Origin of the sequence: Streptomyces sp. NPDC048057, from assembly GCF_040653095.1 — a bacterium.
Classification (GTDB): domain Bacteria; phylum Actinomycetota; class Actinomycetes; order Streptomycetales; family Streptomycetaceae; genus Streptomyces.
In genome coordinates, this window is record NZ_JBEZNF010000005.1 from 270294 (window position 1) to 295624 (window position 25331).

Annotated in this window: 27 protein-coding genes; 15 read left to right on the plus strand and 12 right to left on the minus strand. The window is 72.2% G+C overall.

What is annotated here, in order from left to right:
• From AB0E05_RS07980 to AB0E05_RS07995, 4 genes are all read right to left on the minus strand, one after another.
• A complete protein-coding gene (locus AB0E05_RS07980) occupies positions 1-1788 on the minus strand; it encodes a glycoside hydrolase family 15 protein (RefSeq protein ID WP_361960470.1) in 1788 nt (595 codons plus the stop codon).
• 117 nt (positions 1789-1905) lie between these two features.
• Positions 1906-2697, minus strand: coding sequence for an SURF1 family protein (locus AB0E05_RS07985; RefSeq protein WP_361960472.1), 792 nt, complete (start codon positions 2695-2697; stop codon positions 1906-1908).
• A gap of 93 nt (positions 2698-2790) precedes the next feature.
• Complete coding sequence (locus AB0E05_RS07990; RefSeq protein WP_361960474.1) at positions 2791-3024, minus strand: hypothetical protein; 234 nt, start codon at positions 3022-3024, stop codon at positions 2791-2793.
• Between the two features lie 53 nt (positions 3025-3077).
• Positions 3078-4127, minus strand: a complete 1050-nt coding sequence (locus tag AB0E05_RS07995; protein ID WP_361960476.1) for a DEDDh family exonuclease — start codon at positions 4125-4127, stop codon at positions 3078-3080.
• Between the two features lie 246 nt (positions 4128-4373).
• On the opposite strand from AB0E05_RS07995, the gene AB0E05_RS08000 reads away from it, so the two are divergent.
• The 3 genes from AB0E05_RS08000 to AB0E05_RS08010 all read left to right on the plus strand — a co-directional run bounded on the left by AB0E05_RS08000 (position 4374) and on the right by AB0E05_RS08010 (position 6777).
• Entirely contained in the window at positions 4374-5051 is a 678-nt protein-coding gene (locus tag AB0E05_RS08000; protein ID WP_361960586.1) for a VIT family protein, read from the plus strand.
• Between the two features lie 125 nt (positions 5052-5176).
• On the plus strand, positions 5177-6082 hold the full coding sequence (locus tag AB0E05_RS08005) for a sterol desaturase family protein (protein ID WP_361960478.1): 906 nt from the start codon (positions 5177-5179) through the stop codon (positions 6080-6082).
• Positions 6079-6777: a lysoplasmalogenase gene (locus AB0E05_RS08010; protein ID WP_361960480.1), complete on the plus strand. Its 699-nt coding sequence runs from the start codon at positions 6079-6081 to the stop codon at positions 6775-6777. Before AB0E05_RS08005 ends, AB0E05_RS08010 begins: the two co-directional genes overlap by 4 nt.
• A gap of 364 nt (positions 6778-7141) precedes the next feature.
• On the opposite strand, the gene AB0E05_RS08015 is transcribed toward AB0E05_RS08010, so the two are convergent.
• The gene (locus AB0E05_RS08015; RefSeq protein WP_361960482.1) at positions 7142-8698 is read right to left on the minus strand and encodes a S8 family serine peptidase; all 1557 of its coding nucleotides are present in this window, start codon (positions 8696-8698) and stop codon (positions 7142-7144) included.
• Positions 8699-8986: 288 nt separating this feature from the next.
• Here AB0E05_RS08015 and AB0E05_RS08020 point away from each other — a divergent pair, with 288 nt between their 5' ends.
• The 3 genes from AB0E05_RS08020 to moaA all read left to right on the plus strand — a co-directional run bounded on the left by AB0E05_RS08020 (position 8987) and on the right by moaA (position 12218).
• A complete protein-coding gene (locus tag AB0E05_RS08020) occupies positions 8987-9352 on the plus strand; it encodes a DUF485 domain-containing protein (protein WP_361960484.1) in 366 nt (121 codons plus the stop codon).
• A complete protein-coding gene (locus AB0E05_RS08025) occupies positions 9349-11001 on the plus strand; it encodes a cation acetate symporter (RefSeq protein WP_361960486.1) in 1653 nt (550 codons plus the stop codon). The genes AB0E05_RS08020 and AB0E05_RS08025 overlap by 4 nt, the downstream gene beginning before the upstream one ends.
• Before the next feature lie 227 nt (positions 11002-11228).
• Complete coding sequence (gene moaA / locus AB0E05_RS08030) at positions 11229-12218, plus strand: GTP 3',8-cyclase MoaA (RefSeq protein WP_361960488.1); 990 nt, start codon at positions 11229-11231, stop codon at positions 12216-12218.
• A gap of 62 nt (positions 12219-12280) precedes the next feature.
• On the opposite strand, the gene AB0E05_RS08035 is transcribed toward moaA, so the two are convergent.
• Complete coding sequence (locus AB0E05_RS08035) at positions 12281-12760, minus strand: carboxymuconolactone decarboxylase family protein (protein WP_361960490.1); 480 nt, start codon at positions 12758-12760, stop codon at positions 12281-12283.
• Between the two features lie 196 nt (positions 12761-12956).
• Here AB0E05_RS08035 and AB0E05_RS08040 point away from each other — a divergent pair, with 196 nt between their 5' ends.
• The gene (locus AB0E05_RS08040) at positions 12957-13892 is read left to right on the plus strand and encodes an RNA polymerase sigma-70 factor (RefSeq protein ID WP_361960492.1); all 936 of its coding nucleotides are present in this window, start codon (positions 12957-12959) and stop codon (positions 13890-13892) included.
• Here the strand turns inward: AB0E05_RS08040 and AB0E05_RS08045 are convergent.
• The gene (locus AB0E05_RS08045; protein WP_361960494.1) at positions 13889-14128 is read right to left on the minus strand and encodes a hypothetical protein; all 240 of its coding nucleotides are present in this window, start codon (positions 14126-14128) and stop codon (positions 13889-13891) included. The two genes, AB0E05_RS08040 and AB0E05_RS08045, sit on opposite strands and share 4 nt — an antisense overlap.
• A 170-nt stretch (positions 14129-14298) precedes the next feature.
• The gene (locus AB0E05_RS08050) at positions 14299-14652 is read right to left on the minus strand and encodes a DUF3099 domain-containing protein (protein WP_361960588.1); all 354 of its coding nucleotides are present in this window, start codon (positions 14650-14652) and stop codon (positions 14299-14301) included.
• 216 nt (positions 14653-14868) lie between these two features.
• On the opposite strand from AB0E05_RS08050, the gene AB0E05_RS08055 reads away from it, so the two are divergent.
• Positions 14869-15144, plus strand: a complete 276-nt coding sequence (locus AB0E05_RS08055) for a GlsB/YeaQ/YmgE family stress response membrane protein (RefSeq protein WP_361960496.1) — start codon at positions 14869-14871, stop codon at positions 15142-15144.
• 88 nt (positions 15145-15232) lie between these two features.
• Here the strand turns inward: AB0E05_RS08055 and tyrS are convergent, their stop codons facing one another.
• The 3 genes from tyrS to AB0E05_RS08070 form a co-directional block, all read right to left on the minus strand.
• On the minus strand, positions 15233-16495 hold the full coding sequence (gene tyrS, locus AB0E05_RS08060; protein WP_361960498.1) for a tyrosine--tRNA ligase: 1263 nt from the start codon (positions 16493-16495) through the stop codon (positions 15233-15235).
• A 110-nt stretch (positions 16496-16605) separates the two neighbouring features.
• Positions 16606-17997, minus strand: a complete 1392-nt coding sequence (locus AB0E05_RS08065) for a metallopeptidase TldD-related protein (protein ID WP_361960500.1) — start codon at positions 17995-17997, stop codon at positions 16606-16608.
• Positions 17994-19517: a TldD/PmbA family protein gene (locus AB0E05_RS08070; RefSeq protein WP_361960502.1), complete on the minus strand. Its 1524-nt coding sequence runs from the start codon at positions 19515-19517 to the stop codon at positions 17994-17996. The genes AB0E05_RS08065 and AB0E05_RS08070 overlap by 4 nt, the downstream gene beginning before the upstream one ends.
• 254 nt (positions 19518-19771) lie before the next feature.
• Between AB0E05_RS08070 and fabG the strand changes: the two genes are divergently transcribed.
• The 3 genes from fabG (at position 19772) to AB0E05_RS08085 (ending at position 21878) form a co-directional block, all read left to right on the plus strand.
• Entirely contained in the window at positions 19772-20476 is a 705-nt protein-coding gene (fabG, locus tag AB0E05_RS08075) for a 3-oxoacyl-[acyl-carrier-protein] reductase (protein ID WP_361960504.1), read from the plus strand.
• Between the two features lie 4 nt (positions 20477-20480).
• Positions 20481-21254, plus strand: a complete 774-nt coding sequence (gene fabI, locus AB0E05_RS08080; RefSeq protein WP_361960506.1) for an enoyl-ACP reductase FabI — start codon at positions 20481-20483, stop codon at positions 21252-21254.
• A 180-nt stretch (positions 21255-21434) separates the two neighbouring features.
• Positions 21435-21878, plus strand: a complete 444-nt coding sequence (locus AB0E05_RS08085; RefSeq protein ID WP_361960508.1) for a hypothetical protein — start codon at positions 21435-21437, stop codon at positions 21876-21878.
• Here the strand turns inward: AB0E05_RS08085 and AB0E05_RS08090 are convergent.
• The gene (locus AB0E05_RS08090) at positions 21850-22536 is read right to left on the minus strand and encodes a FadR/GntR family transcriptional regulator (RefSeq protein ID WP_361960510.1); all 687 of its coding nucleotides are present in this window, start codon (positions 22534-22536) and stop codon (positions 21850-21852) included. The genes AB0E05_RS08085 and AB0E05_RS08090 overlap by 29 nt on opposite strands.
• Before the next feature lie 195 nt (positions 22537-22731).
• On the opposite strand from AB0E05_RS08090, the gene AB0E05_RS08095 reads away from it, so the two are divergent.
• The 4 genes from AB0E05_RS08095 (at position 22732) to AB0E05_RS08110 (ending at position 25294) form a co-directional block, all read left to right on the plus strand.
• Positions 22732-24063: an MFS transporter gene (locus tag AB0E05_RS08095; protein ID WP_361960512.1), complete on the plus strand. Its 1332-nt coding sequence runs from the start codon at positions 22732-22734 to the stop codon at positions 24061-24063.
• A gap of 4 nt (positions 24064-24067) precedes the next feature.
• Positions 24068-24187, plus strand: a complete 120-nt coding sequence (locus tag AB0E05_RS08100; protein ID WP_361537669.1) for an SGM_5486 family transporter-associated protein — start codon at positions 24068-24070, stop codon at positions 24185-24187.
• 219 nt (positions 24188-24406) lie between these two features.
• A complete protein-coding gene (locus tag AB0E05_RS08105) occupies positions 24407-24619 on the plus strand; it encodes a hypothetical protein (protein WP_361960514.1) in 213 nt (70 codons plus the stop codon).
• A 114-nt stretch (positions 24620-24733) separates the two neighbouring features.
• Entirely contained in the window at positions 24734-25294 is a 561-nt protein-coding gene (locus AB0E05_RS08110; RefSeq protein ID WP_361960516.1) for a histidine phosphatase family protein, read from the plus strand.
• The last annotated feature ends 37 nt before the right edge of the window (positions 25295-25331 follow it).

The following is a 25331-nucleotide window of genomic DNA, read 5'->3' on the forward strand; positions in this document are numbered from 1 at the left end:
CTATCCTGCCCCCTCGTCGTGGGCGAAGGCGAGGGCGCTGTTCACCAGGGCGATGTGGCTGAACGCCTGGGGGAAGTTCCCGAGCTGCCGGCCGGCGACCGGGTCGTACTCCTCGGCCAGCAGCCCCACGTCGTTCCGCAGGGCGAGCAGCCGCTCGAACAGCTCCCGCGCCTCCTCCTCGCGCCCCGTCATGCGCTCCGCGTCCACCAGCCAGAACGAGCAGGCGAGGAAGGCGCCTTCGGACCCCGGCAGCCCGTCGACCGCCGTGGCCTCCGCGCTGTAGCGGCGGACGAGGCCGTCCGACGAGCCCAGCTCATCGCGGACCGCGGCCACCGTCCCGACGACCCGGGGGTCGTCCGGCGGCAGGAAGCCCACCCGGGGGATCAGCAGGGTCGCCGCGTCCAACTCGCGCGAGCCGTAGTACTGGGTGAAGGTGCCCCGCTGCGGGTCGTACCCCTTCTCGCAGACCTCCCGGTGCACCTCGTCCCGCATCGCGCGCCACCGCGCCACGTCCCCGCGCAGCGACGGATCCGCCTCCAGGGTGCGCACGGCGCGGTCCGCCGCGACCCACGCCATCACCTTGGAGTGCACGAAGTGGCGCCGCGGGCCGCGCACCTCCCACAGTCCCTCGTCGGGTTCGCGCCACTTCGACTCCAGGAAGCCGAGCAGGCTGAGCTGGAGGTACCAGGCGTGCCGCTCGCCGGGGATGCCCTCCTGCGCGGCGAGGTAGAGGGAGTCCATCACCTCGCCGTACACGTCGAGCTGGAGCTGGTCGACCGCCGCGTTCCCGGTGCGCACGGGCGTGGAGCCGGCGTATCCGGCGAGCCACGGCAGCTCCGTCTCGGGCAGCCGGCGCTCCCCGGCCAGCCCGTACATGATCTGGAGGTCCGCCGGGTCGCCGGCCACCGCCCGCAGCAGCCAGTCGCGCCACGCCGTGGCCTCCTCCTGGTAGCCCGCGGTGAGCAGGGCGCCCAGGGTGAGGGTGGAGTCCCGCAGCCAACAGAAGCGGTAGTCCCAGTTCCGTACGCCGCCGATCTCCTCCGGCAGCGAGGTCGTGGGCGCGGCGACGATCCCGCCGGTGGGGCCGTACGTCAGCGCCTTGAGCGTGATCAGGGAGCGGACCACGGCGTCCCGGTACCGGCCCTGCACCCGGCAGCGGTCGGACCACTGCGCCCAGTCGGCGAGGCTGCACCGCAGCGCTTCGAAGGGGTCGACGAGATCCGGCCGCTGGTGGTGGGAGGGGTGCCAGCTGAGGACGAAGGCGACCCGCTCGCCCTCGGCGACCGTGAACGAGGAGACCGTGCTGAACTGCTGCCCCCACGTCTTGACCGGCGGCTCGCTGCGCAGCCACACCGAGTCGGGGCCGGCGACCGCCACCCGGTGGCCGTCGGAGCGCCGCATCCAGGGCACGATCGAGCCGTGGTCGAAGCGGAGCCGCAGCACCGCCTCCATCTCGACCTCGCCGCTGACGCCCTCCACGATCCGCATCACGTCGGGGGTGACGTCCCGCTGCGGCATGAAGTCGAGGACCTTGACGGTGCCGGTCCTGGTCTCCCACACGGACTCCAGGACGAGCGAGTCGCCGACGTAGCTCCGTCGGGTGCAGCGGGTGGCGCCCTTGGGGGCGAGGCGCCAGTGCCCGTTCTCCTTGTCGCCGAGGAGCGCGGCGAAGCAGGCGGCCGAGTCGAAGCGCGGCAGACAGAGCCAGTCGATGGAGCCGTCCGTGCCGACGAGCGCGGCCGTCTGGAGATCGCCGATGAGGGCGTAGTCCTCGATGCGTTGGGTCACGCTCTGGCGTGTTCCCGTCTTGTCCACGGACCAATCAGAGCGACGACGTCACTCTTTTGGGGCGTATGGGACACGAGGGGCGGTACGGGTGCGGGCCGGGTCGAACCTCCGGGCCGCTCACGCGTGCGCGGGCTCCGGCTGCTCGCTGGTCTCGCGCGCCGCCGCGGCGCGCCGGTCGCTGACCTCGCGACGCACCAGGATCACCCACCCGACGGGCACGGCCGTGGTGAACAGCCACCACTGGATCGCGTACGCCATGTGCGCGCCGATCGACTCGTGGTCGGGGTCCGGGATCTGCTTGGGGGTGTTGCCCTCGGCCTTGGGCGAGGTCTGCTCGACGTAGCCGGCCAGCACCGGCTTGCCGATCGCCTTGGACCGCTGCTCGCTGTTGATCAGCATCACCTGGCGCGGCGGCAGCCCGGCGAGGTCCTTGATGCCGCTGGCCTTGGTCGTCTCGTCGGCCTTGAGGCGGCCGACGACGGTCACCGTGCCCTTGGGCGGGGCGGGGACCTCGGGGAACGCCTTGGGGTCGGCCGGCGAGGCGACCCAGCCGCGGTTGACCAGGACCACCCGTCCGTCGGTGAGGACCAGTGGGGTCAACACGTGGTAGCCGACCCGCTCGTCCGCGTCGGTGCGACGGCGCACGACGACCTCGTTCGCCGGGTCGAAGGTGCCGGTGGCGGTGGTGCGGCGCCACTTGTCCTCGCGCGGGACCGTGTGGCCGGGGGAGGTGAGCTCCTCGATCGGGACCGGGGCGGCGTCGAGGTTGCGGGCGATCATCGCGTTCTGGTCGACCCGGCGTTCGTGGCGGTTGAACTGCCAGAAGCCCAGCTCGATCATCGTGGGGATGAGGACGAGCCCGATGAGGGTGAGGATCACCCACTGCCGGGTCAACAGGAAGCGGTACACGGACCGACCGTACCTGTCGCCCGTCGGACACCCGGAGGTGGGGCCCCTCCCGCGGCCGGGAGCCCGATGCCGGCAGTCGCCGCCGGACACGCCCTAGACGCGGTCGACGATGCCGGCCCCGCCCTCCGCGCGGGCGCAGTGCGCACCGCAGTACCAGTGCCCCTGGACCTCCACGCCCTGGCCGATGATCTGGACGCGACAGTGCTCGCAGATGGGCGCCATGCGGTGGATGGCGCAGGCGAAGCAGTCGAAGACGTGCACCGCGCCCTGCGCGTGCACCTCGAAGGACATCCCGTACTCGTTACCGCAGACCTCGCAACGTGCCATGCGCCACAGGGTGCGGGCGGCGCGGGCCGATCGCGGGGCGGCACGCGAGGGCGTCACCCGACTGCGCCGCCGCCTTCCGCATCGCCCTTGCCGTCGCCGCCGTCGTCCGCCGGGGCCACGTCCCGCAGCAGTTGGGTGAAGGCGGCTTCGTCCAGGACGGGGGTGCCGTACGTCTTCGCCTTCAGCGTCTTGGAGGTGGCCGAGTCCGGGTCGTTGGTGACCAGCAGGCTGGTGAGGCGGGAGACGCTGGAGGCGATGTGCAGCCCGGCGTCGAAGGCCCGGTCCTCCAGCAGGTCGCGCTCCACGGAGGTGTCGCCCGAGAAGGCGACCCGCATGCCCTGCTTCAGGGGCTGCCCGGTCTCGTACCGCCCCGGGTTCGGATGGGGGCAGGGGGGCCGCTTCCGCGAGGTCCGCCACGTCCCCCCGTACGACGGGGTGCCCGCGGGTCGGTGCCCGTACGAGGGCTGGTGGCCGACCCGTGGCCGGGCGGGGCCGTCCGACCACTCGGTGAGCGGGCGGCACTCCAGCAGCGGCAGCCGCACGCCGTCGCGCGCGGCGGCGTGCAGGCTCGGCCGGAACGCCTCCGCCAACACCCGTGCGTCGTCCAGCGCGTGGTGGGCTTGGCGCTGCACGACGCCGAAGTGCGCGGCGAGCGACTCCAGTTTGTGATTGGGCAGGGGGAGGGCGAGCTCCTTGGCGAGTGCGATCGTGCACAGCCGCTGGCGCACGGGCGCGGTGCGGCTGGCGCGCGCGTACTCCCGGGCGATCATGGACCAGTCGAAGATGGCGTTGTGCGCGACGAGCACCCGGTCCGCCAGCCGCTCGGCGAAGGCGTCGGCGACGTCGACGAAGAGCGGGGCGTCGACCAGGACCTCCTGGGTCAGGCCGTGGATCCACACCGGGCCCGGATCGCGCTCCGGATTGACGAGGGTGTACCAGTGGTCCTCGACGTCGCCGTGGGCGTCGAGGCGGTACACGGCGGCGGAGACTATCCGGTCGTCCCGGGCGAGTCCGGTGGTCTCCACATCGACGACCGCATACCCCTGGGGGTATGCGGTGGGCCAGTGTGCCGCTGCCGTCGTCCTGTCGTCGAGCATGGTCACAGAGAATACGGGGCCGCACTGACAGCGCTGTCGGCACCGCCGTTCCCGCCGTGTCCGACGCCCCAATCGGGCCGTTCCGCAAGCCCTTCGCGTCGGCGGCCGGCGGAACTGACGGGCCGGCAGCTCGCGCGGCGCGGGTCGGTCCGCGCGCGATGGCCCGTTCGGTGGGAACCTCCCGGGGTGACGCACGACGAACCCCCGGCCCCGGGCGGCGCCGGCCCCCACCACGAGCCCCACGCGTCCGGCATGAGCACCCGCCTCAACTGGCTGCGCGCCGCCGTGCTCGGTGCCAACGACGGCATCGTGTCCACCGCCGGTCTGGTCGTCGGCGTCGCCGGCGCCACCGGCGACCGGGGGACCCTGCTCACCTCCGGCCTCGCCGGACTGCTCGCCGGCTCCATGTCCATGGCGGCGGGCGAGTACGTCTCCGTCTCCACCCAGCGCGACTCCGAGCGGGCCGCGCTCGCGGTCGAGAAGCGGGAGCTGAAGGAGGAGCCGGAGGCGGAACTGGAGGAGCTGACGGGGCTGCTGACGCAGCGGGGCCTGACGCGCGAGGTCGCCCGGGAAGCCGCGGTCCAGCTCACCGAGCGCGACGCCCTGCGGGCCCATGCGCGGGTGGAGCTGGGCATCGACCCGGACGCCCTGGCCAACCCCTGGCACGCGGCCGGCGCCAGCTTCCTCGCCTTCACCGTGGGCGCGCTGCTGCCGCTGCTGGCGATCGTGCTGCCCCCGGCGTCCGTCCGGCTCGCTGTGACGGTGGGCTCGGTGCTGCTGGCGCTCACCTTCACCGGCTGGTGGAGCGCCCGGCTGGGCGCGGCGCGGCTGGGGCCCGCGGTGGTGCGGAACGTGGGCGGGGGAGCGCTGGCGATGGGGGTGACGTACGCGGCGGGGTCCCTGCTCGGTGCGGTGGGGGTCGGCGGCTGAGCCCTGGTGGCGGGGGGCCGGTCGCACGTTGGTGGAAGTCACCAAAACTTGCTGACAATTCGTCTCGCATACTTGTGGGTAACAACGTCTAGTCGCGACCCGGGCGCCGCGCCTACGGTGCAGCCATGACCAACCTGCCCGATGTCGTGCTGTGGTCGGTCCCCGCGTTCGTCCTGCTCACCGTCGTCGAGATGGTCAGCTACCGGCTCCGGCCGGACGAGGAAGCGGCGGGCTACGGCGCGAAGGACACCGCCACCAGCCTCACCATGGGGCTCGGCAGCCTGGTCTTCGACCTGCTGTGGAAGGTGCCGATCGTCGCCGTCTACACCGCGGTGTACGAGCTGACCCCGCTGCGGGTGCCCGTCCTGTGGTGGACCGTGTTGCTGATGCTGCTCGCGCAGGACTTCCTCTACTACTGGTCGCACCGCGGCCACCACGTCGTCAGGGTCCTGTGGGCCTGCCACGTGGTCCACCACTCCAGCCGCAGGTTCAACTTCACCACCGCGCTGCGCCAGCCCTGGACCACCTGGTCCGTCTGGCCGTTCTATCTGCCGATGGTGGCGCTCGGAGTCCACCCGGCCGCGGTCGCGTTCTGCTCGTCGACCAACCTCGCGTACCAGTTCTGGGTCCACACCGAGCGGGTCGGCAAGCTGCCGCGACCCTTCGAGTACGTGCTGAACACGCCCTCGCACCACCGGGTCCACCACGCCTCGCAGGGCGGCTACCTCGACCGCAACTTCGGCGGCATCCTCATCGTCTGGGACCGGCTCTTCGGCTCCTTCGTGGCGGAGACCGAGCGGCCCGTCTACGGGCTGACCAAGGACATCGGCACGTACAACCCGCTGCGCGTGGCCACCCACGAGTACGCCGCGATCGCCCGGGACGTCCGGGCGGCGCGGACGTGGGGCGAGCGGGCGGGGCGGGTCTTCCGCGGGCCGGGGTGGCAGCCGGCGCCCGCTCCTCCCGGTCCCCCGGCGCCTCGTGACGACGCCCCGACCACCCCACAGCTCACCCAGGGACGTACCGCGTGACCACCCCACCCACGGCACCGGCGACGGCGTCCCCGCAGGAGACCGTGCGCCGCGTGCTGCTCGCGGTCTTCGCCCTCGTCCTCCTCGTCGACCTCGGCTCGCTCGTCGTCGACGCCGACAAGGGCCACTGGATCGCCAAACCGCTCCTCATGCCGCTGCTCGTCGCCCTGGTGCTGCTGCGCGGCGGGCCGCGGCTGCTGGTCGCGGCGCTGCTGTTCGGGTGGGGCGGCGACGTGTTCCTGCTCTCCGGGGCGGAGTGGGCCTTCCTCGCCGGAATGGGCTCCTTCGCCGTCGGCCACGTCTGCTACCTGGTGCTCTTCCGCCGTACGTGCGAGGGACGCCCTTCTGCGGTGCTCGCCCCCGCGTACGGGCTGGCGCTCGTCGTCGCGGTGGCCCTGCTGTGGCCGGGCCTGCCGGCGGACCTCAGGGTCCCCGTCGCCGGATACGCACTGCTGCTCACCGCGATGGCCTGGCGCTCCAGCACGCTGGGCGCCGTGGCGGGCCTGGGCGGCCTGTTCTTCCTGGTCTCGGACCTGATCATCGCGAGCGGCGTCGCGGAGTGGCCGCAGCCGCCGGTGCCGGACGTCTGGATCATGCTCATCTACGGCGCGGGCCAGCTGCTCCTGACCCTGGGCGTCCTGTCCCACGCGCTCCCGCGCGACGCGGCAGCGCCCAGCCTGACAGTCGCGCCGTAGCCCTGCGGGCGCGTTGCCTCGGCGCCTCTGCGGTGGTGAGGGCGTGGTGGTCATACCCCCAGCGCCCCTGACGGTCTCGCCGTTTCCCCGCGGGAGCGGTTGGTCTCCGCGGCCCGGTGATGGCCTGTTCGCGCAGTTCCCCGCGCCCCTGTTTCGCTGCCCCCGTCACTCGCCTGCGGACGAGGGTGGGGCTTTTAGGGGCGCGGGGAACTGCGCGACAAGCCCGTCACCGGGCCGCGGAGACCGACGCTCCCGCAGGGAAACGGCGGGCAGGTCACCCGCACGGAGCACCCGCACGGAGCACCCGCCGCCCCGCGCAGCGGAAGCGCGGGCCCGTGAACAGGCCCGCGCCCCCGTGGCCCGGTTAGCGGCGGACCGCGTCGAGGGCGTCGGTCACGCCCTCGCCGTAGAAGCCGTTCTTGCGGACGTCGCCCTCGCACACCGCGTCGACCACACCGTCCCCGTTGTAGTCGTACGGGTTGGTGCACTCCCGGTCGTCCGCCTGCGCGGCCAGGAGGTTCTTCACCAGCGCCGGCGACGCGTTCGGGTGCTTCGACTTGATGAGCGCGGCCACGCCCGCGACGTGCGGCGAGGCCATCGACGTACCGGCCTTGTAGCCGTAACCGCCGTTCGGCAGCGTGGACAGGATGCGGCCGTCCACCGCCGGGCCCTCCGGCGTCTGGTAGCGGGTGGCGTCACCGCCGGGCGCGGAGATGTCGATCACGTCGTCGCCGTAGTTCGAGAACGACGACTTCAGCCCCTTCGCGCCCAGCGAGGACGTCGTCACGACGCCCGGCAGCTGCGTCGGGATGTCCAGGCACTGGCTCGGGTCGACCTTCCGCGTCACCGCGGTGGTGTCGTTGGGGCTCGTGGTGTCGGTCAGCTCGTCGGCCGCGAGGTCCATCCGCGAGTTGCCGGCGGCGGCCACGTTGACCGCGCCCTTGCGCTCGGCGTACCGGGTGGCCCGCGCCAGCGACTCCACCAGGGCGGCCTGGTCGGCGTCGTTGCGGCAGTTGAACAGCCACGGGTCGACGTAGTAGCTGTTGTTGGTGACCTCGACGCCGTTCTCCGCGGCCCACATGAAGCCGCAGACCACGGCCTCGGTGTAGAAGAACCCGTCGGGGTTGGACACCTTGATGCCGGAGACCTTCACGCCGGGCGCGACGCCCGTGACGCCGACGCCGTTCTTGGCCGCGGCGATGGTGCCCGCGACGTGCGTGCCGTGGTCGGACTCGGTCGGGCCGGGGCGCCAGGAGCCGGGCGTGGTGTCCGCCTTGCCGGTGACGCAGTTCGCCGAGGCGCGGGTGTCGAAGTTGGGCGCCAGGTCGGGGTGCGTGTCGTCGACGCCGGTGTCGATGACGGCGACCGTGACCTTCTTGCTGCCCAGGGTGCGCTCGTGCGCCTTGTCCGCCTTGATGGCGGGCAGGCTCCACTGGAGCGGCTCCAGCGGGTCCTGGCCGCCGTCGGCGACCCGGGCCGCGGCGGCGGCTTCCTGGGAGGTCAGCGGGCGCTCGGAGTCGATCGCGGTGTCCTGGACCGCGGAGATCGGCGCGGTGCGGGTGGCGCCCGCCGACTCCACGCCCTTGACCGCGCGGATCGTCGGCCCGAAGGCCGGGTTCTGGGAGTGGACGACGATGACGCCTATTCGGTCGTAGGACGTCACGATCGTGCCGCCGGCCGCGGCTATCGCCTTCTTGACCGACTTGGCGACCCCGTGGCCGCCCTTCACGTTCACCACGTACGACAGCTTGGGACCGTCGGTCGAGACCGCCTTGACCGCCGCCTGGCCGTCCGCCGCCGGGGCGGCCGTCGCCGGGGCGGCCGTCGCGGCCCCCGCGGGGAGGAAGCCGAGCGAGGCCGTGAGCGCCAGACCGGCCGGCAGGGCGATGACACGCCGTCGTCTGGATCCCGGATGAGCCATGGGTTCTCCACATCATCGGTGTCGAAACACTGGTGTCCACCCGCCCGGCACGGTGTGCTTTTTGGGCGGGTACATGACGAGCGAAACTATCGTTGATCTTGGTCGTCATCAATGTGTTCGAGCGGAAAAACGAAAGAAAGCTCCAAGAAAAAAGACCGAAGTTGAACCGGCCCGGCGTGCTCCCCGTGCCGTTGTCAGGGGGTGGAGCAACATCAAACCGCCCCTGACCCCGTGGAACGAAGGTCCGCCTTGTCCAGTCCGACGACACCCGCGTCACGAGGAGATTCCGTGACTACCGACGCACCCCCGCCCCCGGGCAACACGGTCCCCGCACCCGCTCAGCCCAGCACCGAGCAGTTCGTCCAGGTCCAGGAGAGCGAGGAGTTCGGCCGGCTCCGGCACGCCCACCGCTCCTTCGCCTTCCCGCTGACCGTCGCCTTCGTCACCTGGTACCTCCTGTACGTCCTGCTGTCGAACTACGCGGGCGGCTTCATGGGCACCCAGGTGATCGGCCACATCAACGTCGCCCTCGTCTTCGGCCTCGCCCAGTTCGCCACCACCTTCCTGATCGCCTGGCTCTACTCCCGCCACGCCGCCGCCAAGCTCGACCCCCTGGCCGAGTCCATCAAGTCCCGCATGGAGGCGGACGCATGAGCGCCACGCTGCACCCCGCCGTGGGCGAACTCGCCTTCGTCTCACTGGCCGCCAAGGACGCGACCACCGAGCACCGGCCGCTGATCATCACCCTCTTCGGCCTCTTCGTCGTGGCCACCCTGATCATCACCGTCTGGGCCGGCCGGCAGACCAAGAGCGCCGCCGACTTCTACGCCGGCGGCCGTCAGTTCACCGGCTTCCAGAACGGTCTGGCGATCTCCGGCGACTACATGTCCGCCGCGTCCTTCCTCGGCATCGCCGGCGCCATCGCCCTCTTCGGCTACGACGGCTTCCTGTACTCCATCGGCTTCCTGGTGGCCTGGCTCGTCGCCCTGCTGCTGGTCGCCGAGCCGCTGCGCAACTCCGGCCGCTTCACCATGGGCGACGTGCTCGCCTACCGGATGCGCCAGCGCCCGGTCCGCACCGCGGCCGGCACGTCCACCATCGTCGTGTCGATCTTCTACCTGCTGGCCCAGATGGCCGGCGCGGGCGTGCTGGTCTCCCTCCTCCTGGGGATCACCAACGACGCGGGCAAGGTGCTGATCGTCGCCCTGGTCGGCATCCTGATGATCCTCTACGTCACCATCGGCGGGATGAAGGGCACCACCTGGGTCCAGATGGTCAAGGCGGTGCTGCTCATCGCCGGTACGCTCCTCATCACGTTCCTGGTGCTGCTGAAGTTCAACTTCAACATCTCCGACCTCCTCGGCACCGCCGCCGAGAAGAGCGGCCACGGCGCGTCCTTCCTGGAGCCGGGCCTGAAGTACGGCGCCACGGGCACGTCCAAGCTGGACTTCATCTCGCTGGGCATCGCCCTCGTCCTCGGCACCGCGGGACTGCCGCACATCCTGATCCGGTTCTACACCGTCCCCACCGCCAAGGCCGCCCGGAAGTCCGTCAACTGGGCCATCGGCATCATCGGCGCCTTCTACCTGATGACCATCGCCCTCGGCTTCGGCGCCGCGGCGATCGTGGGACCGGCGGAGATCAGCGAGTCCAACAAGGCGGGCAACACCGCCGCCCCGCTGCTCGCCCTGCACATCGGAGGCACCGACTCCGCTGGTGGGGCGATCCTCCTCGCGGTGATCTCTGCCGTGGCCTTCGCCACCATCCTCGCCGTCGTCGCCGGTCTGACCCTCGCCTCGTCGTCGTCCTTCGCCCACGACATCTACGCCAACGTCATCCGCAGGGGGAAGGCGACCGAGAAGGAGGAGGTCCGCGCCGCCCGCTGGGCCACCGTCGCCATCGGCGTCGTCTCCATCGGGCTCGGCGCCCTCGCCCGCGATCTGAACGTCGCCGGGCTCGTCGCCCTCGCCTTCGCGGTCGCCGCGTCCGCGAACCTGCCGACGATCCTCTACAGCCTCTTCTGGAAGCGGTTCACCACCCAGGGCGCCCTGTGGTCCATCTACGGCGGTCTGGTCTCCTCCGTCCTGCTGGTCCTCTTCTCGCCCGTGGTCTCCGGCAAGCCGACGTCGATGTTCAAGAACGCCGACTTCTACTGGTTCCCGCTGGAGAACCCCGGCATCGTCTCCATCCCGCTGGGCTTCCTGCTCGGCTGGCTCGGCTCCGTCCTGACCAAGGAGAAGCCCGACAAGGGCAAGTACGCGGAGCTGGAGGTCAAGTCCCTCACCGGCGTCGGCGCCCACTGACCGGGCGGCGCGCCCCGGTGGCCGCCCGGCCCCACCGTTGATCGCTCAGCGCACCGGACACCGGAACGCGGCCGTGCCGTCGGACTTCGTAGGGTCCTACGACACGGCCGCGCCACTTCCGGCAGCACCGTGACTACGCGTGCTGTCGTACGTCTGGCGTAGGCTCGGACAAAGGATCGGTACCTCGCGTACCAGCCGTCTTCGTCTCGTCGGGGGAGGGGCCGAACGTGCTCGTCGACACTTACGGCCGGACCGCCACGGACCTCAGGGTCTCGCTGACGGACCGGTGCAATCTCCGGTGCACCTACTGCATGCCCGAAGAAGGGCTCCAGTGGCTGGCCAAGCCCGACCTCCTCACCGACGACGAGATCGTCCGGCTGGTCCGCATCGCCGTCACCGACCTCGGCGTCACCGAGGTCCGCTTCACCGGCGGCGAGCCCCTGCTGCGGCCCGGGCTCGTCGGGATCGTGGAGCGCTGCGCCGCCCTCGACCCCCGCCCCCAGCTGTCGCTGACGACCAACGGCATCGGGCTCGGCCGCGTCGCCGCCGCCCTCAAGGACGCCGGCCTCGACCGGGTGAACGTCTCCCTGGACACCCTGCGGCCCGAGGTCTTCAAGACCCTCACCCGTCGCGACCGCCTCCAGGACGTGCTCACCGGACTGCACGCCGCGCACACCGCCGGCCTCACCCCCGTCAAGGTGAACGCCGTGCTGATGCCCGGCCACAACGACGACGAGGCCCCCGACCTGCTCGCCTGGGCCCTCGCCCACGACTACGAGCTGCGGTTCATCGAGCAGATGCCGCTGGACGCCCAGCACGGCTGGCAGCGGGACGGCATGATCACCGCCGGTGACATCCTCGCCTCGCTGCGCACCCGCTTCGCCCTCGCCCCCGAGCCCGGCGAGGAGCGCGGCTCCGCACCCGCCGAGCGCTGGATCGTGGACGGCGGCCCCCACCGGGTCGGGGTGATCGCCTCCGTCACCCGCCCCTTCTGCGCCGCCTGCGACCGCACCCGGCTCACCGCCGACGGACAGGTGCGCACGTGCCTGTTCGCCCGCGAGGAGACCGATCTGCGCGAGGCCCTGCGCTCCGGGGAGCCGGACGGGGAGATCGCCCGCATCTGGCGGCTCGCGATGTGGGGCAAGAAGGCCGGCTCGGGGCTCGACGACCCCTCCTTCCTCCAGCCGGACCGCCCCATGTCCGCCATCGGCGGCTGAGCAGGGCGCCGTACGGGCCCCTCGGCACGCCCTCCCCGTACGCCTCCCTCAGCGCGCCCCGCTCAGTTCGACAGCCCGGAGAACATCCCCGGCTCGTACGAACCTCCCGGGTTGTGCACGATCACGTTCATCCGCGTGGCCGCGTTGATCAGGGAGACCAGGCACACCAGCGCACCGACCTGGTCGTCGTCGTAGTGCCTGCGCACCTGCGCCCACGTCGCGTCGGACACGCCCTGGTCACCCAGGCGGGTGCCCTCCTCGGCCAGCGCCAGCGCAGCCCGCTCGGCCTCGGTGAAGACCGTGGTGTGCCGCCACGCGGCGACCAGGTTCAGCCGCAGCGCGCTCTCGCCGGCAGCCGCCGCCTCCTTGGTGTGGACGTCGACGCAGAAGCCGCAGCCGTTGAGCTGGCCCACCCGCAGTTCCACCAGCTCACGCAGGGCCTTCGGCAGCGTCGACTGCTCCAGCACCGCCGCGACGTTGTAGAACCGCTTCGCGACCTTCGCGGCGACCGGGCTGTCGAACAGGTTGAAACGGGGTTCCATGACGGATCCTCACTCGTGGGGTTGTGCGCCGCGCGGATCGTTCGCGCGGCGTCGTGACGACATGGAGATGCCGACGCTCCGCCCCCTGTGACAGCTGCGGCGTGTGACGAGCGCCACCGGCCGCGGCTGTCACACGGCGGCGCCGGCGGACGTCCTGTGCGCGACAAGGATGTCGGTGAACTGACGGGAGAACCCAGTGGAAGCGCACCACGAGCGAGCGGAACACCAGGCAGGGACGTCCGCCCGAGGACCTCGTACGGACCCCGCCACCGAGGCGTTCGTCGCCCACCGCAACCTGCTCTTCACCGTCGCCTACGAGATGCTCGGCTCGGCCGCCGACGCCGAGGACGTCCTCCAGGAGACCTGGATGCGCTGGGCGGGCGTCGACCTCGACGCCGTCCGGGACCACCGTGCCTACCTGGTCCGCATCACCACCCGCCAGGCGCTGAGCCGGCTGCGCACCCTGCGCCGGCGCAAGGAGTCCTACGTCGGACCCTGGCTGCCCGAACCCCTCCTCACCACGCCCGACGTCGCCGAGGACGTCGCGCTCGCCGACAGCGTCTCGACGGCGATGCTGCTGGTGCTGGAGACCCTCGCCCCGACCGAGCGGGCGGTGTTCGTGCTGCGCGACGTCTTCGACCTCGGCTACGACGAGATCGCGGAAGCCGTCGACAAGAGCCCGGCCGCGGTCCGCCAGATCGCGCACCGGGCACGGGGGCACGTCGCGGCCCGTCGACCGCGCGGCACCGTCTCCCCGACCCGGACGCGCGAGGCCATCGCGGCGTTCCACGGGGCGGTCGCGACGGGCGACCTCCAGGGGCTGCTCGACGTCCTCGCGCCGGACGTCGTCCTCCTCGGCGACGGCGGCGGGGTCGTCCAGGCGGTGCTGGCCCCCGTCGTGGGAGCCGCGCCGGTGGCCGCGCTGATGACCGGCCTCGGCAAGTTCGGCGCCACGGCCGAACTGACGCCGGCGCAGGTCAACGGCCACCCGGCGCTGATCCTCCGGGTCGACGGCGAGGTCGACACCGTCATGACCGTACGCGTCGACGACGGCCTGGTCACCGGCCTGTACGCGGTGCGCAACCCCCAGAAGCTGTCACGCGTCGAGCAGGTGACCCCGCTGAGCCGCTAGACGGTGCCGCCCGGCCGGGAGTTCCATTCGTCGAGGGCGACGACCTCCTTCAGGAAGCCGCGGAGGTCGAGGAAGTCGGCGAGGTGCTGTCGGTGCTCGTCGCAGGCGATCCACGTCTTGCGGCGCTCCGGGGTGTGCAGCTTGGGGTTGTTCCAGGCCAGCACCCACACCGCCGTCGCACGGCAGCCCTTGGCGGAGCAGATCGGGTTCTCGTCGTAGACCGGGTCGAAGATCACCGATCCATTGTCCCCGTGTCGCGGACGCACCGTCGCCGCGGGGCCCGGGAACGGCGACGCCGAGCAGCCACGGGGGGAGCTGCCCGGCGTCGGTCCATCGCTCCGACGGGGGATGCGGAGCGCGTAGGAAGTATGCCACGGGTAACGGCCCGCAGTGCACCGGAACTTCACTATTCAGTCGCGCTTTTCCCGGACCCGCCGGGGGCCCGCGACGTGACCTTCGAGGGCGTCGCTTCGAGCATCGGTGCGGGGGCCGCGGACACGAAGGTCGACGGCAGGGAGGGCGGCCGTTCGCGGCCCGCGTTGGCGATCACGACCGAGACGTAGGGGAGCAGCATGCCCAACACGACCGCCACCAGGGCCACGTGCCGCTCCACGTTCCACAGCACGGCCCCGGCCACGAAGGACAGCGTCCGCACCGACATGGAGATCACATAGCGGCGCTGGCGTCCGCGCACGTCCTCGGTGAGGCCCTGTCGCGCCCCGGTGATCCGGAAGACCTCGGACCCCACCCGTCTGCGCATCGCGTCCCACCGCCCGTCGTCCCCGGCGACCCCAACGGTCCTGCCGCGCTCCACGGTACGCCCGGCTCCGTGCGGCCACGAGGTCGGGGGACGTCGGGGGACGTCATGGGTCGCCCGACATGCGGCCCATGACGGACGGGCCCAGAATGGCGGCGTAACTGCTGATGCAGGGGCCTGTCGCGTCCCAGGGCGCGGGGGCCGGACGAGGAGGCCGCCATGGGCTGGCTGTGGGCGATCATCTTGGGCTTCATTCTGGGGCTGATCGCGAAGGCGATCCTGCCCGGGAAGCAGCACCTCCCCCTGTGGCTCGCCACCATCTGCGGCATCGGGGGCGCCGTGATCGGCAACTGGATCGCGGCCGGGTTCGGCGTCGAGGAGACCCCCGGCTTCGACTGGAGCCGCCATGCGTTCCAACTGATCGCGGCGATCATCCTGGTCGCCCTGGGGGACCGGGTGTGGGCGGCCACCCGCGGCAACAAAGTGCGGACCTGACGGCACGGCGGCCCCGAAGCGCACCACGGGCCGGACGGGATGCTTCCCGTCCGGCCCGTGCGGGGCGACCGCCCGCGCGCTCGGGCGCTCAGCCGACCTCGACCGCAGCCAGGTTCTTCTTGCCCCGGCGCAGCACCAGCCAGCGCCCGTGCAGCAGCTCCTCACGGCCGACGACCGCGTCCTCGGCGGTGACCTTCACGTTGTTCACGTACGCACCGCCCTCCTTGACCGTGCGCCGCGCCGCGGACTTGCTGGCGACCAGCCCCACCTCGGCGAACAGGTCGACGACCGGCGCGGGCTCGGCGACCCGTGCCTGCGGCAGCTCCGACAGCGCCGCCCGCAGCGTCGCCTCGTCCAGCTCCGCCAGCTCGCCCTGCCCGAACAGCGCCTTGGACGCGTTGATCACCGCGGCGCACTGGTCGGCGCCGTGCACCAGGGTCGTCAGCTCCTCGGCCAGCGCGCGCTGCGCGGCGCGGGCCTGCGGACGCTCCGCGGTCTGCTGCGCCAGCTCCTCCAGCTCCTCGCGGCTCTTGAAGCTGAGGACGCGCAGGTAGCGGTCGACGTCCCGGTCGTCCGTGTTCAGCCAGAACTGGTAGAAGGCGTACGGCGTGGTCATCTCGGGGTCGAGCCACAGCGTGCCCGTCTCCGACTTGCCGAACTTGGTGCCGTCCGCCTTCGTCATCAGCGGGGTGGCCAGCGCGTGCACCTCGGCGTCGGGCTCCAGGCGGTGGATCAGGTCCAGGCCCGCCGTGAGGTTGCCCCACTGGTCGCTGCCGCCCTGCTGGAGGGTGCAGCCGTAGCGCCGGTACAGCTCCAGGAAGTCCATGCCCTGGAGCAGCTGGTAGCTGAACTCCGTGTAGCTGATGCCCTGCTCGGACTCCAGGCGCCGGGCGACGGAGTCCTTGGTGAGCATCTTGTTGACGCGGAAGTGCTTGCCGATGTCCCGCAGGAACTCGATCGCGGACATCCCCGCGGTCCAGTCCAGGTTGTTCACCATGACCGCGGCGTTGTCCCCCTCGAAGGAGAGGTACGGCTCGATCTGGGCCCGCAGCCGGTTCACCCACTGGGCGATCGTCTCCGGATCGTTCAGCGTGCGCTCGGCGGTCGGCCGCGGGTCACCGATCTGGCCCGTGGCCCCGCCCACCAGCGCCAGCGGCCGGTGCCCGGCCAGCTGGAGCCGGCGCACGGTCAGCACCTGCACCAGGTGTCCGACGTGGAGGCTCGCCGCGGTCGGGTCGAATCCGCAATAGAAGGTGACGGGACCGTCCGCGAGCGCCTTGCGCAAAGCGTCCTCGTCAGTGGACTGGGCGATCAGCCCGCGCCACTTCAGCTCGTCGACGATGTCCGTCACGTCTCTCGTGTCTCCTCGGCACTCGCTTCGGTACCCGTTCGGTACGCACTTCGAAGGGGCGGACCGTGCGCTGCCGCGTGATCCGCCCCTTTGAGGTTATACGCCTGAGGCTATACGCCCTGGCTGACCGAGCTCATGTGGAAATCCGGGATCCGCAGCGCGGGCATCGCGGCCCGGGTGAACCAGTCGCCCCACTCGCGCGGCAGCGTCTTCTCCGTACGGCCCGCCTCCGAGGCCCGCGACAGCAGGTCGACGGGGGACTCGTTGAAGCGGAAGTTGTTGACCTCGCCCACCACCTCGCCGCCCTCCACCAGGTACACCCCGTCCCGGGTGAGCCCCGTGAGCAGCAGCGTCGCCGGGTCCACCTCGCGGATGTACCACAGGCAGGTCAGCAGCAGCCCCCGCTCGGTGGCCGCGACCATGTCGTCCAGCGACCGCCCGCCCCCGCCGTCCAGGATCAGGTTCCCGGCGCCGGGCGCCAGCGGCAGACCGGTCAGCCCCGCGGTGTGCCGGGTGGTCACCAGGTGCTCCAGCTTCCCGGCCCGCATCCAGTCGGTGGCGGCGATCGGCAGCCCGTTGTCGAACACGGACGCGTCGTCCCCCGACGCGTGCGCGATCACGAACGGCGACGATTCGAGCCCCGGCTCGTGCGGATCGCTGCGCAGCGTGAGCGGCAGCGGGCTCAGGGTGTCCCCGACCCGGGTGCCGCCGCCCGGCCGGGAGAAGACCGTACGGCCCTCGGTCGCGTCCCGCGCCGCGGACGACCACAGCTGGTAGATCAGCAGGTCCGCCACCGCCGTCGGCGGCAGCAGCGTCTCGTACCGGCCCGCCGGCAGCTCGATCCGGCGCTCCGCCCAGCCCAGCCGGCGCGCCAGCTCCTCGTCCAGCGCCGTGGGGTCCACGTCCGCGAAGTCCCGGGTGGCGCGCCCCGCCCACGCGGAGCGCGCGCGGTCCGGCGACTTCGCGTTCAGCTCCAGCGTCCCGTTCGGCTGGTCGTGCCGCAGCCGCAGCCCCGTGGAGGTCCCCAGGTAGGTGGAGGTCATCTCGTGGTTGGCGAATCCATACAGCTCGCGCCCGCCCGCCCGGGCCCGCGCGAACGCCTCGCCGAGCGCCGGTGCGAAGTCCGCGAAGACCGCCGCCGACGTCTCGGCCGGCGCCTCGGCGAAGCCGGGCGCCGCCCCGCCCCCGGTCACCAGCGGCTGGGCGTCCTCCGCCGGCTCGGACGCCCGCGCCGCCGCCTCCGCGGCCCGCACCAGCGGCTCCAGGTCCGCGGCCGTCACCGCGGAGCGGGACACCACGCCCGACGCCGTGCCCTGCGCGCCGTCGACGGTCGCGATCACCGTGAGCGTACGGCCCCGGGTCACGCCGTTGGTGGTGAGCGCGTTCCCCGCCCACCGCAGGTTCGCGGTGGACTCCTCGTCCGCGATGACGACGCAGCCGTCGGCGGTGGACAGCTCCAGGGCGCGCTCGACGATCTCGTGGGGCTTGCTGGTACGGCTCATCGGCCGGCCTCCTGCGTGGTGTTCAAGATGTTCACGCCCCGGAACAGGGCCGACGGGCAGCCGTGGGAGACCGCGGCCACCTGGCCCGGCTGGGCCTTGCCGCAGTTGAACGCGCCGCCCAGGACATACGTCTGCGGGCCGCCGACCTGCTCCATCGAGCCCCAGAAGTCCGTGGTCGTGGCCTGGTACGCGACGTCCCGCAGCTGCCCGGCGAGCCGGCCGTCCTCGATCCGGAAGAACCGCTGCCCGGTGAACTGGAAGTTGTAGCGCTGCATGTCGATGGACCAGGAGCGGTCCCCGACGACGTAGATCCCGCGCTCCACCCCGCCGATCAGGTCCTCGGTGGACAGCCCGCCCGGCGCCGGCTGGAGGGAGACGTTCGCCATCCGCTGCACCGGCACGTGCCCGGGGGAGTCGGCGTACGCGCAGCCGTTCGACCGGCCGAGGCCGGTCAGCTTCGCGATCCTGCGGTCGAGCTGGTAGCCGACGAGGGTGCCGTCCTTGACCAGGTCCCAGGACTGCGCCGCCACGCCCTCGTCGTCGTACCCGATGGTGGCCAGGCCGTGCTCCGCGGTGCGGTCGCCGGTCACGTTCATCACGGAGGAGCCGTACGCCAGCTTCCCGAGCTGGTCGAAGGTGGCGAACGACGTGCCGGCGTACGCCGCCTCGTAGCCGAGGGCCCGGTCCAGCTCGGTGGCGTGGCCGATGGACTCGTGGATGGTCAGCCACAGGTTCGACGGGTCGACCACCAGGTCGTACCGCCCCGGCTCGACGCCGGGCGCCCGCATCTTCTCCGCCAGCAGCTCCGGGATCCGCTCCAGCTCCCCGTCCCAGTCCCAGCCGGTGCCGGTCAGGTACTCCCAGCCGCGGCCCGCCGGCGGCGCCAGCGTGCGCATCGAGTCGAACTCGCCGGTGGTGCCGTCCACCGCGACGGCGGTGACCTCCGGGTGCAGCCGGACCCGCTGCTGGGTGGTGACCGTGCCCGCGGTGTCCGCGTAGAACTTGTTCTCCTGCACGGTGAGCAGCGAGGCGTCCACGTGCGCCACCCCGTCCGCGGCCAGCAGCCGGCTGCTCCACCCCGCCAGCAGCGCGGTCTTCTCCTCGTCGGCGACCTCGAAGGGGTTGACCTCGTAGGAGGAGACCCAGGTCCGGTCCGCGTGCACCGGTTCGTCCGCCAGCTCCACGCGCTCGTCGGAGCCCGCCGCCGCGATGATCCGCGCCGACAGCTTCGCCATCTGAACGGCCTGCCCGGCGACCCGCGCCGCCGCGTCCATGGTCATGTCGACGCCGGAGGCGAAGCCCCAGGCACCGCCGTGCACGACCCGCACCGCGTACCCCAGGTCCGTGGTGTCCGACGAACCGGCCGGGCGGGCGTCCCGCAGCCGCCACGCCGCGCTGCGCACGCGCTCCAGCCGGAAGTCGGCGTGGTCGGCGCCGAGGGCCCGCGCCCGCGCGAGCGCCGCGTCGGCCAGCGCCCTCAGCGGCAGCGCCGTGAACGACGCGTCGATGGAATGAGGCACGAATGTCTCCTTGTTCGTCGTGACCGGCCTCGGTCGCCGCACCGGTCGTGCCGATCATCGCCCGAGCGCCCGGCGCTTGCCCAGCCGCTTTCACCGGCCGGTCCGCCCCGGGCGGCGCGGAGGGACTTCTGTAGGGATCCAACAGCGCCGTGCGGGACGCGCTGTCAGGCCCCGATTCTCCGGGAGCGTCCCGAGACCGATAGTTTCGTAAGGCAGTACGGGGGAGACCAGTCCGCTATCGAAAGGGTGATCCGTTGAGCCGCTCGGTTCTTGTCACCGGAGGAAACCGGGGCATCGGCCTCGCCATCGCCCGGGCGTTCGCCGACGCCGGCGACAAGGTCGCCATCACCTACCGGTCCGGCGAGCCGCCGGCGGGGTTCCTCGCCGTCCGGTGCGACATCACCGACGCCGAGCAGGTGGAGCAGGCGTACAAGGAGATCGAGGAGAAGCACGGCCCGGTCGAGGTGCTGGTGGCCAACGCAGGCATCACCCGGGACCAGTTGCTGATGCGGATGTCCGAGGAGGACTTCGTCTCCGTCCTCGACACCAACCTCACCGGCACCTACCGGGTGGTCAAGCGGGCGAACCGGGGCATGCTGCGCGCCAAGAAGGGCCGCGTGGTGCTGATCTCCTCCGTCGTGGGGCTGCTCGGCTCCGCCGGTCAGGCGAACTACGCGGCGTCCAAGGCGGGCCTCGTCGGCTTCGCCCGCTCCCTCGCCCGCGAACTCGGCTCGCGGAACATCACCTTCAACGTCGTCGCGCCCGGCTTCGTCGACACCGACATGACGCAGGCGCTCACCGAGGAGCAGCGCGCGGGCATCCTCGCCCAGGTGCCGGTCGGCCGGTACGCGCGCCCGGAGGAGGTCGCCGCCGCGGTGCGCTTCCTCGCCTCCGACGACGCCTCGTACATCACTGGAGCCGTCATTCCCGTTGACGGCGGATTGGGCATGGGTCACTGATCACATGAGCGGAATCCTCGCCGGCAAGCGCATCCTCGTCACGGGCGTCCTCACCGACGCCTCGATCGCCTTCCACGCCGCGAAGGTGGCGCAGGAGGAGGGCGCCGAGGTCATCCTCACCGGCTTCGGCCGGCTCTCCCTCGTCGAGCGCATCGCCAAGCGGCTGCCGAAGCCCGTGCCCGTCATCGAGCTGGACGTCACCAACCAGGAGCACCTGGACGGGCTCGCGGACCGCATCCGCGAGCACTCCAGCGACGACTCCGGGCTCGACGGCATCGTGCACTCGATCGCCTTCGGCCCGCAGAACGCCTTCAACTTCCTCCAGGCCGAGTGGGAGGACGTCTCCACCGCCGTCCACGTCTCCGCCTACTCCTACAAGGCGCTGGCCACGGCCTGTCTGCCGCTGATGGAGGAGCGCGGCGGCTCGATCGTCGGCCTCACCTTCGACGCCACGGTCGCCTGGCCGGTGTACGACTGGATGGGCGTCGCGAAGGCGGCGCTGGAGTCCACCAACCGCTACCTGGCGCGCGACCTGGGCCCCAAGGGCATCCGCTGCAACCTGGTCTCGGCCGGCCCCCTCAAGTCGATGGCGGCCAAGTCGATCCCCGGTTTCGAGAACCTGGCGGACGGGTGGGACGAGCGGGCCCCGCTCGGCTGGGACCTGACCGACCCGGACCCGGCGGGCCGCGGCATCGTCGGTCTCCTCTCGGACTTCTTCCCCCGTACGACCGGCTCGGTCGTCCACGTCGACGGCGGCGTGCACACGATGGGCGTGTGACCGCCCCGGCCCACGGCGCATGACGCCCCGTTCCCGCAGCGCGCGGGGGCGGGGCGTCGCCCGTTCGGCGTCCAGCGCGCGCGGTCGGCGCCCGGGCGGGGGAGGGTGGAGGAGCAATCCCCCTTGTGGTGCAGCCGACGCGGCCCCGCGGGTCGTCGGTACGGCCGAGGAGGTCCTGCTGTGCGTACTGTGCGGACGATCCTGCGCGCCGCCCCCGCGCCGGTCCTGGCGACCGTGCTGACGGGGGCGCTGTCGGGGGGCCTGCTGTGGGCGACGCCCCGGGCGGCGTCGCACGAGCACGGCCCGGGGCGGGCGCAGGGCTCCGTCAACGAGCGCGAGGCGCGCGAGGCGCGCGAAGTGCGGGAGGCGCGCGAGCGGCAGCGGACCTACCGGGCCGACTGCCGCACCGAGGTCCGGGGCTCCCGGGCCTTCGCGTACTGCCACAACCCCTACCCCGTCGTCGACCGGGTCCGGCTGCACGTGGAGTGCGACCGCTGGTGGGACGTGGACGCGGACAGCGAGCCCGTCGACGTCGGCCCCGCCCAGTACCACGAGCTGACCGACCGCTGCTGGAAGGAGGTCCGCGCGGTCTGGGTCAGCCACCAGCCCCTTGTAGACGGCTGAGGCACATGAAGGGGTAGCTCGCCGCCTCCGCCGCCGCGGTGTCGCCGTCGCCGGCACGGATGGCCTCGACGAGCCGGGCGTGGTCCATGTGGTGCTCCGGCCGCAGCTCGCTGCCCACGTCGTCGGCGAGCCACTGCCGCAGCACGTCGCCCAGGTCCGCGTACAACTCGCCCAGCACGTCGTTGTGGGCCGCGGCGACGACCGCGAGGTGGAAGGTGATGTCCGCGGCGACGAACTGGCCCGCGTCCCCGCTGGCCCACGCCTGCTCCCGGCGGACCAGCAGCGCGTCGAGCTGTCTGAGGTCCCGCTCGGTGCGCCGCTCGGCGGCCAGCCGGGCGGCGGTCGACTCCAGCGTGGAACGCACCTCGGCGACGTGCCGGGGCGCGGCGTCGGCGAAGCGCCGGTGCATCACCCCGGCGAGTTCGCTGGTCGCGATGACGTAGGTGCCCGAACCCTGGCGGATGTCCAGCAGACCGTTGTGCGCGAGGGCGCGGACCGCCTCGCGGACCGTGTTGCGGGCGACCCCCAGCTCCTCGACGAGCTCCGGCTCGGTCGGGATGCGCGAGCCCACCGGCCATTCGCCCGACGTGATCTGGTTCCGCAGCTGGGCGATCACCTGGTCGGTGAGGCCCGAGCGCCTGGGGGAGGTCAGCGACATGAGTGCTCCTAGTGCACCGAACGGAACGACGGAAACGAACGGGACGGGTGGGGCGGGCGACACGGATGAGGCGGGCCGAGCGGGCGGAGCTGAGGGACCGGTGCGGCCGGTGACGGCCGGTGCCTCGACGGTCGGGATCATTATGGCGCGTACCACATTGGACAACCAATCATCCCATGATTCTATGATGGAGCTATGTCACCCTCCGAGCCCGCCGCGCCGCCCGCGGATCCGTCGCGCACGCAGCCGCCTGCCGCCCCCGCGCGCGCCGAGCTCGGCGCCCCGGAGCGCCCCTCCGTCTGGTACGTACGGCTCGTCATGCTCGCGGTCGTGCTCGCGGCGCTGAACCTGCGCCCCGCGATCACCAGCCTCGGCGCACTGCTGGAGGAGGCCCGCACCGGACTCCACATGAGCGGGGCCGTCGCCGGCGTCCTCACCTCCGTGCCCGCGATCACCTTCGCCGTCTTCGGCGTCGCCGCACCCCGCCTGGCCCGGCGCTTCGGACCGGGCGCCGTGGTCTGCGCGGGCCTGGTCGCGATCGCGACCGGACTGCTGCTGCGCCCGTACGCCGGAGGCACGGTCGGCTTCCTCGCCGCCAGCGCGCTCGCCCTCATCGGCATCGCCGTCGGCAACGTCCTGATGCCCGTGATCGTGAAGCGGTACTTCCCGGACCGCGTCGGCACCATGACCGGGCTCTACTCGATGGGGCTGGCGATCGGCACCTCGGTGGCCGCCGCGGCCACCGTCCCCCTGACGGGCGCGCTGGGCGGCAGTTGGCAGACCGGGCTCGCGGTGTGGGGCGTGCTCGCCGTGATCGCCGTGGTGCCCTGGACGGTGCTGCTGGTGCGCGACCGCGGGCGGGCCCGCCCGGGCGGAACGCGTCGCGACGGCAGCGGGGCCGTCCCCGCACCGGCGGCCGAGCCCGACCGGCCGGCGGGGAAGATCGTGCGCAGCCCCACGGCGTGGGCGCTCGGCGGCTTCTTCGGCCTCCAGGCCACCGGTGCGTACATCACGATGGGCTGGATGCCGCAGATCTTCCGCGACGCCGGCGTGCCCGCCCAGACGGCCGGGCTGCTGCTCGCGGTGACGATGGTGATGGGAGTGCCGCTCGCCTTCGTGATCCCGCGGCTCGCCACCCGGTTCAGGTCCCAGGGCCCCATCGCCGCCGTCCTCGGCCTCAGCGGACTGACCGGTTACGCCGGCCTCTTCTTCGCCCCCGCCGAAGGCGCCTGGCTCTGGGTCCTGCTGCTCGGCGTCTCGAACTGCGCCTTCCCGCTCGCGCTGACCATGATCGGGCTGCGTTCGCGGACCTCCGCCGGCGTCGTCCGGCTCTCCGCCTTCGCCCAGTCCACCGGCTATCTGATCTCCATCCCCGGGCCGCTGCTGGTGGGCGTCCTGTACGAGCACAGCGGCGGCTGGGACCTGCCGATCGCCCTGATGGCCGGGTTGCTGGTGCCGCAGATCGCGCTCGGGCTGCTCGCGGGCAGGGACCGCACGATCGAGGACGAGACGGGGATGCGAGACTGAGGCCATGCAACCAGTTCTCGAACCGAACCCCCAGAACGGACAGAAGAAGCTGCTGCTCGTCTTCGCGACGATGATCGGCTTCTTCGTGGTGGTCGGCGTCATCGCGACCATCGCCTCACCCTGATCCGACAGTTGGCGCCGGGCCCGTGACCGCGGGCCCGTCGGCTTTCCGGCGGTGCGCCCGGGGGGTGTGGCGACACCCGGACGGTGGGGCTGGCACCACCATCCCCTAGGGGGCCAGGGTCAGGGGCAAGTGGGTGGCTTGCCGGATGGGTTCCGCGGGGCGTGCTCCGTACGGTGGAAGTCGTTCCGCCGGACCGCGGAGAGCCCCGAGGAGGCGTCCATGTCGGCCCCCAGCCACCCGTCCACCCCCGCCCGGGGCGGCGTCGGTCAGCCCGTCAGCAGTCGGCTGCCCTGGTGGGCCCTGGTGCTGCCGGTCCTCGCGTTCGTCTTCCTGCTCGCCCTGATGGCCGAGCCGGCGCAGGCGCAGCAGCCGGGCGGCCAGTCCGTGATCGGGCCCCTGCTGGACTCCCTGCGGTTCCTGCTGTCCCGCTGATCCCACCGCCCCCGCCACCGGGCCGTCCGGCCTGCACGTCCGACCCTCCCGGCCCTGCGTTCCGACCCCCAACACCCCGCGCCCGTCCGCTCATTTCGTGCGAAGCTGGAGAGCATGAGCGTCGCCACGTCTTCCGGAGGCTCGTCCTCTGGACCCTCCGTATCTCCCGAAGCCCGTAGGCTCGTCCTGCTCCGGCACGCGAAGGCCGACTGGCCGGATGTCTCCGACCACGAACGGCCCCTCGCCGAGCGCGGGCGCAAGGACGCCCCCGTCGCGGGCCGCCGGCTCGCCGACGCCGGCATCGCCTTCGACCTCGCCCTCTGCTCGACGGCGGCCAGAACGCGCGAGACGTGGAAGCTCGCCGTCGGCGAGCTGTCGTCCCGCCCCAAGACCGTCTACGAGGAGCGGTTGTACGAGGCGTCGCTCGGCGAACTCATCGCCGTGCTGAACGAGGTCTCCGACGAGGTGAAGGACCTCCTCCTCATCGGCCACAACCCCGGGATGCACGCCCTGGCCGACGCGCTCTCCGGCGAGGCCGAGGGCGATCTGCTGCCCCGGATGAACCGCAGCGGATTCCCCACCGCCGCCTTCGCGGTCGTCCACTTCACCGGCTCCTGGAAGTCCGTGGAGCACGGCATCGGCACCCTGACGGACTTCTGGACGCCGCACGGCTGAGCGGCGCCCCTCTTCACCGACACGGCGGGCCCCCACG

Coding starts and splice junctions, on each gene's coding strand:
- AB0E05_RS07990 (WP_361960474.1), bottom strand. CDS start 3,024: ATGGCACGTTGCGAGGTCTGCGGTAACGAGTACGGGATGTCCTTCGAG.
- AB0E05_RS08000 (WP_361960586.1), top strand. CDS start 4,374: ATGAGCACCCGCCTCAACTGGCTGCGCGCCGCCGTGCTCGGTGCCAAC.
- AB0E05_RS08005 (WP_361960478.1), top strand. CDS start 5,177: ATGACCAACCTGCCCGATGTCGTGCTGTGGTCGGTCCCCGCGTTCGTC.
- AB0E05_RS08015 (WP_361960482.1), bottom strand. CDS start 8,698: ATGGCTCATCCGGGATCCAGACGACGGCGTGTCATCGCCCTGCCGGCC.
- AB0E05_RS08025 (WP_361960486.1), top strand. CDS start 9,349: ATGAGCGCCACGCTGCACCCCGCCGTGGGCGAACTCGCCTTCGTCTCA.
- AB0E05_RS08035 (WP_361960490.1), bottom strand. CDS start 12,760: ATGGAACCCCGTTTCAACCTGTTCGACAGCCCGGTCGCCGCGAAGGTC.
- AB0E05_RS08050 (WP_361960588.1), bottom strand. CDS start 14,652: ATGCGCAGACGGGTGGGGTCCGAGGTCTTCCGGATCACCGGGGCGCGA.
- AB0E05_RS08055 (WP_361960496.1), top strand. CDS start 14,869: ATGGGCTGGCTGTGGGCGATCATCTTGGGCTTCATTCTGGGGCTGATC.
- AB0E05_RS08065 (WP_361960500.1), bottom strand. CDS start 17,997: ATGAGCCGTACCAGCAAGCCCCACGAGATCGTCGAGCGCGCCCTGGAG.
- fabI (WP_361960506.1), top strand. CDS start 20,481: ATGAGCGGAATCCTCGCCGGCAAGCGCATCCTCGTCACGGGCGTCCTC.
- AB0E05_RS08090 (WP_361960510.1), bottom strand. CDS start 22,536: ATGTCGCTGACCTCCCCCAGGCGCTCGGGCCTCACCGACCAGGTGATC.
- AB0E05_RS08095 (WP_361960512.1), top strand. CDS start 22,732: ATGTCACCCTCCGAGCCCGCCGCGCCGCCCGCGGATCCGTCGCGCACG.
- AB0E05_RS08100 (WP_361537669.1), top strand. CDS start 24,068: ATGCAACCAGTTCTCGAACCGAACCCCCAGAACGGACAGAAGAAGCTG.
- AB0E05_RS08105 (WP_361960514.1), top strand. CDS start 24,407: ATGTCGGCCCCCAGCCACCCGTCCACCCCCGCCCGGGGCGGCGTCGGT.
- AB0E05_RS08110 (WP_361960516.1), top strand. CDS start 24,734: ATGAGCGTCGCCACGTCTTCCGGAGGCTCGTCCTCTGGACCCTCCGTA.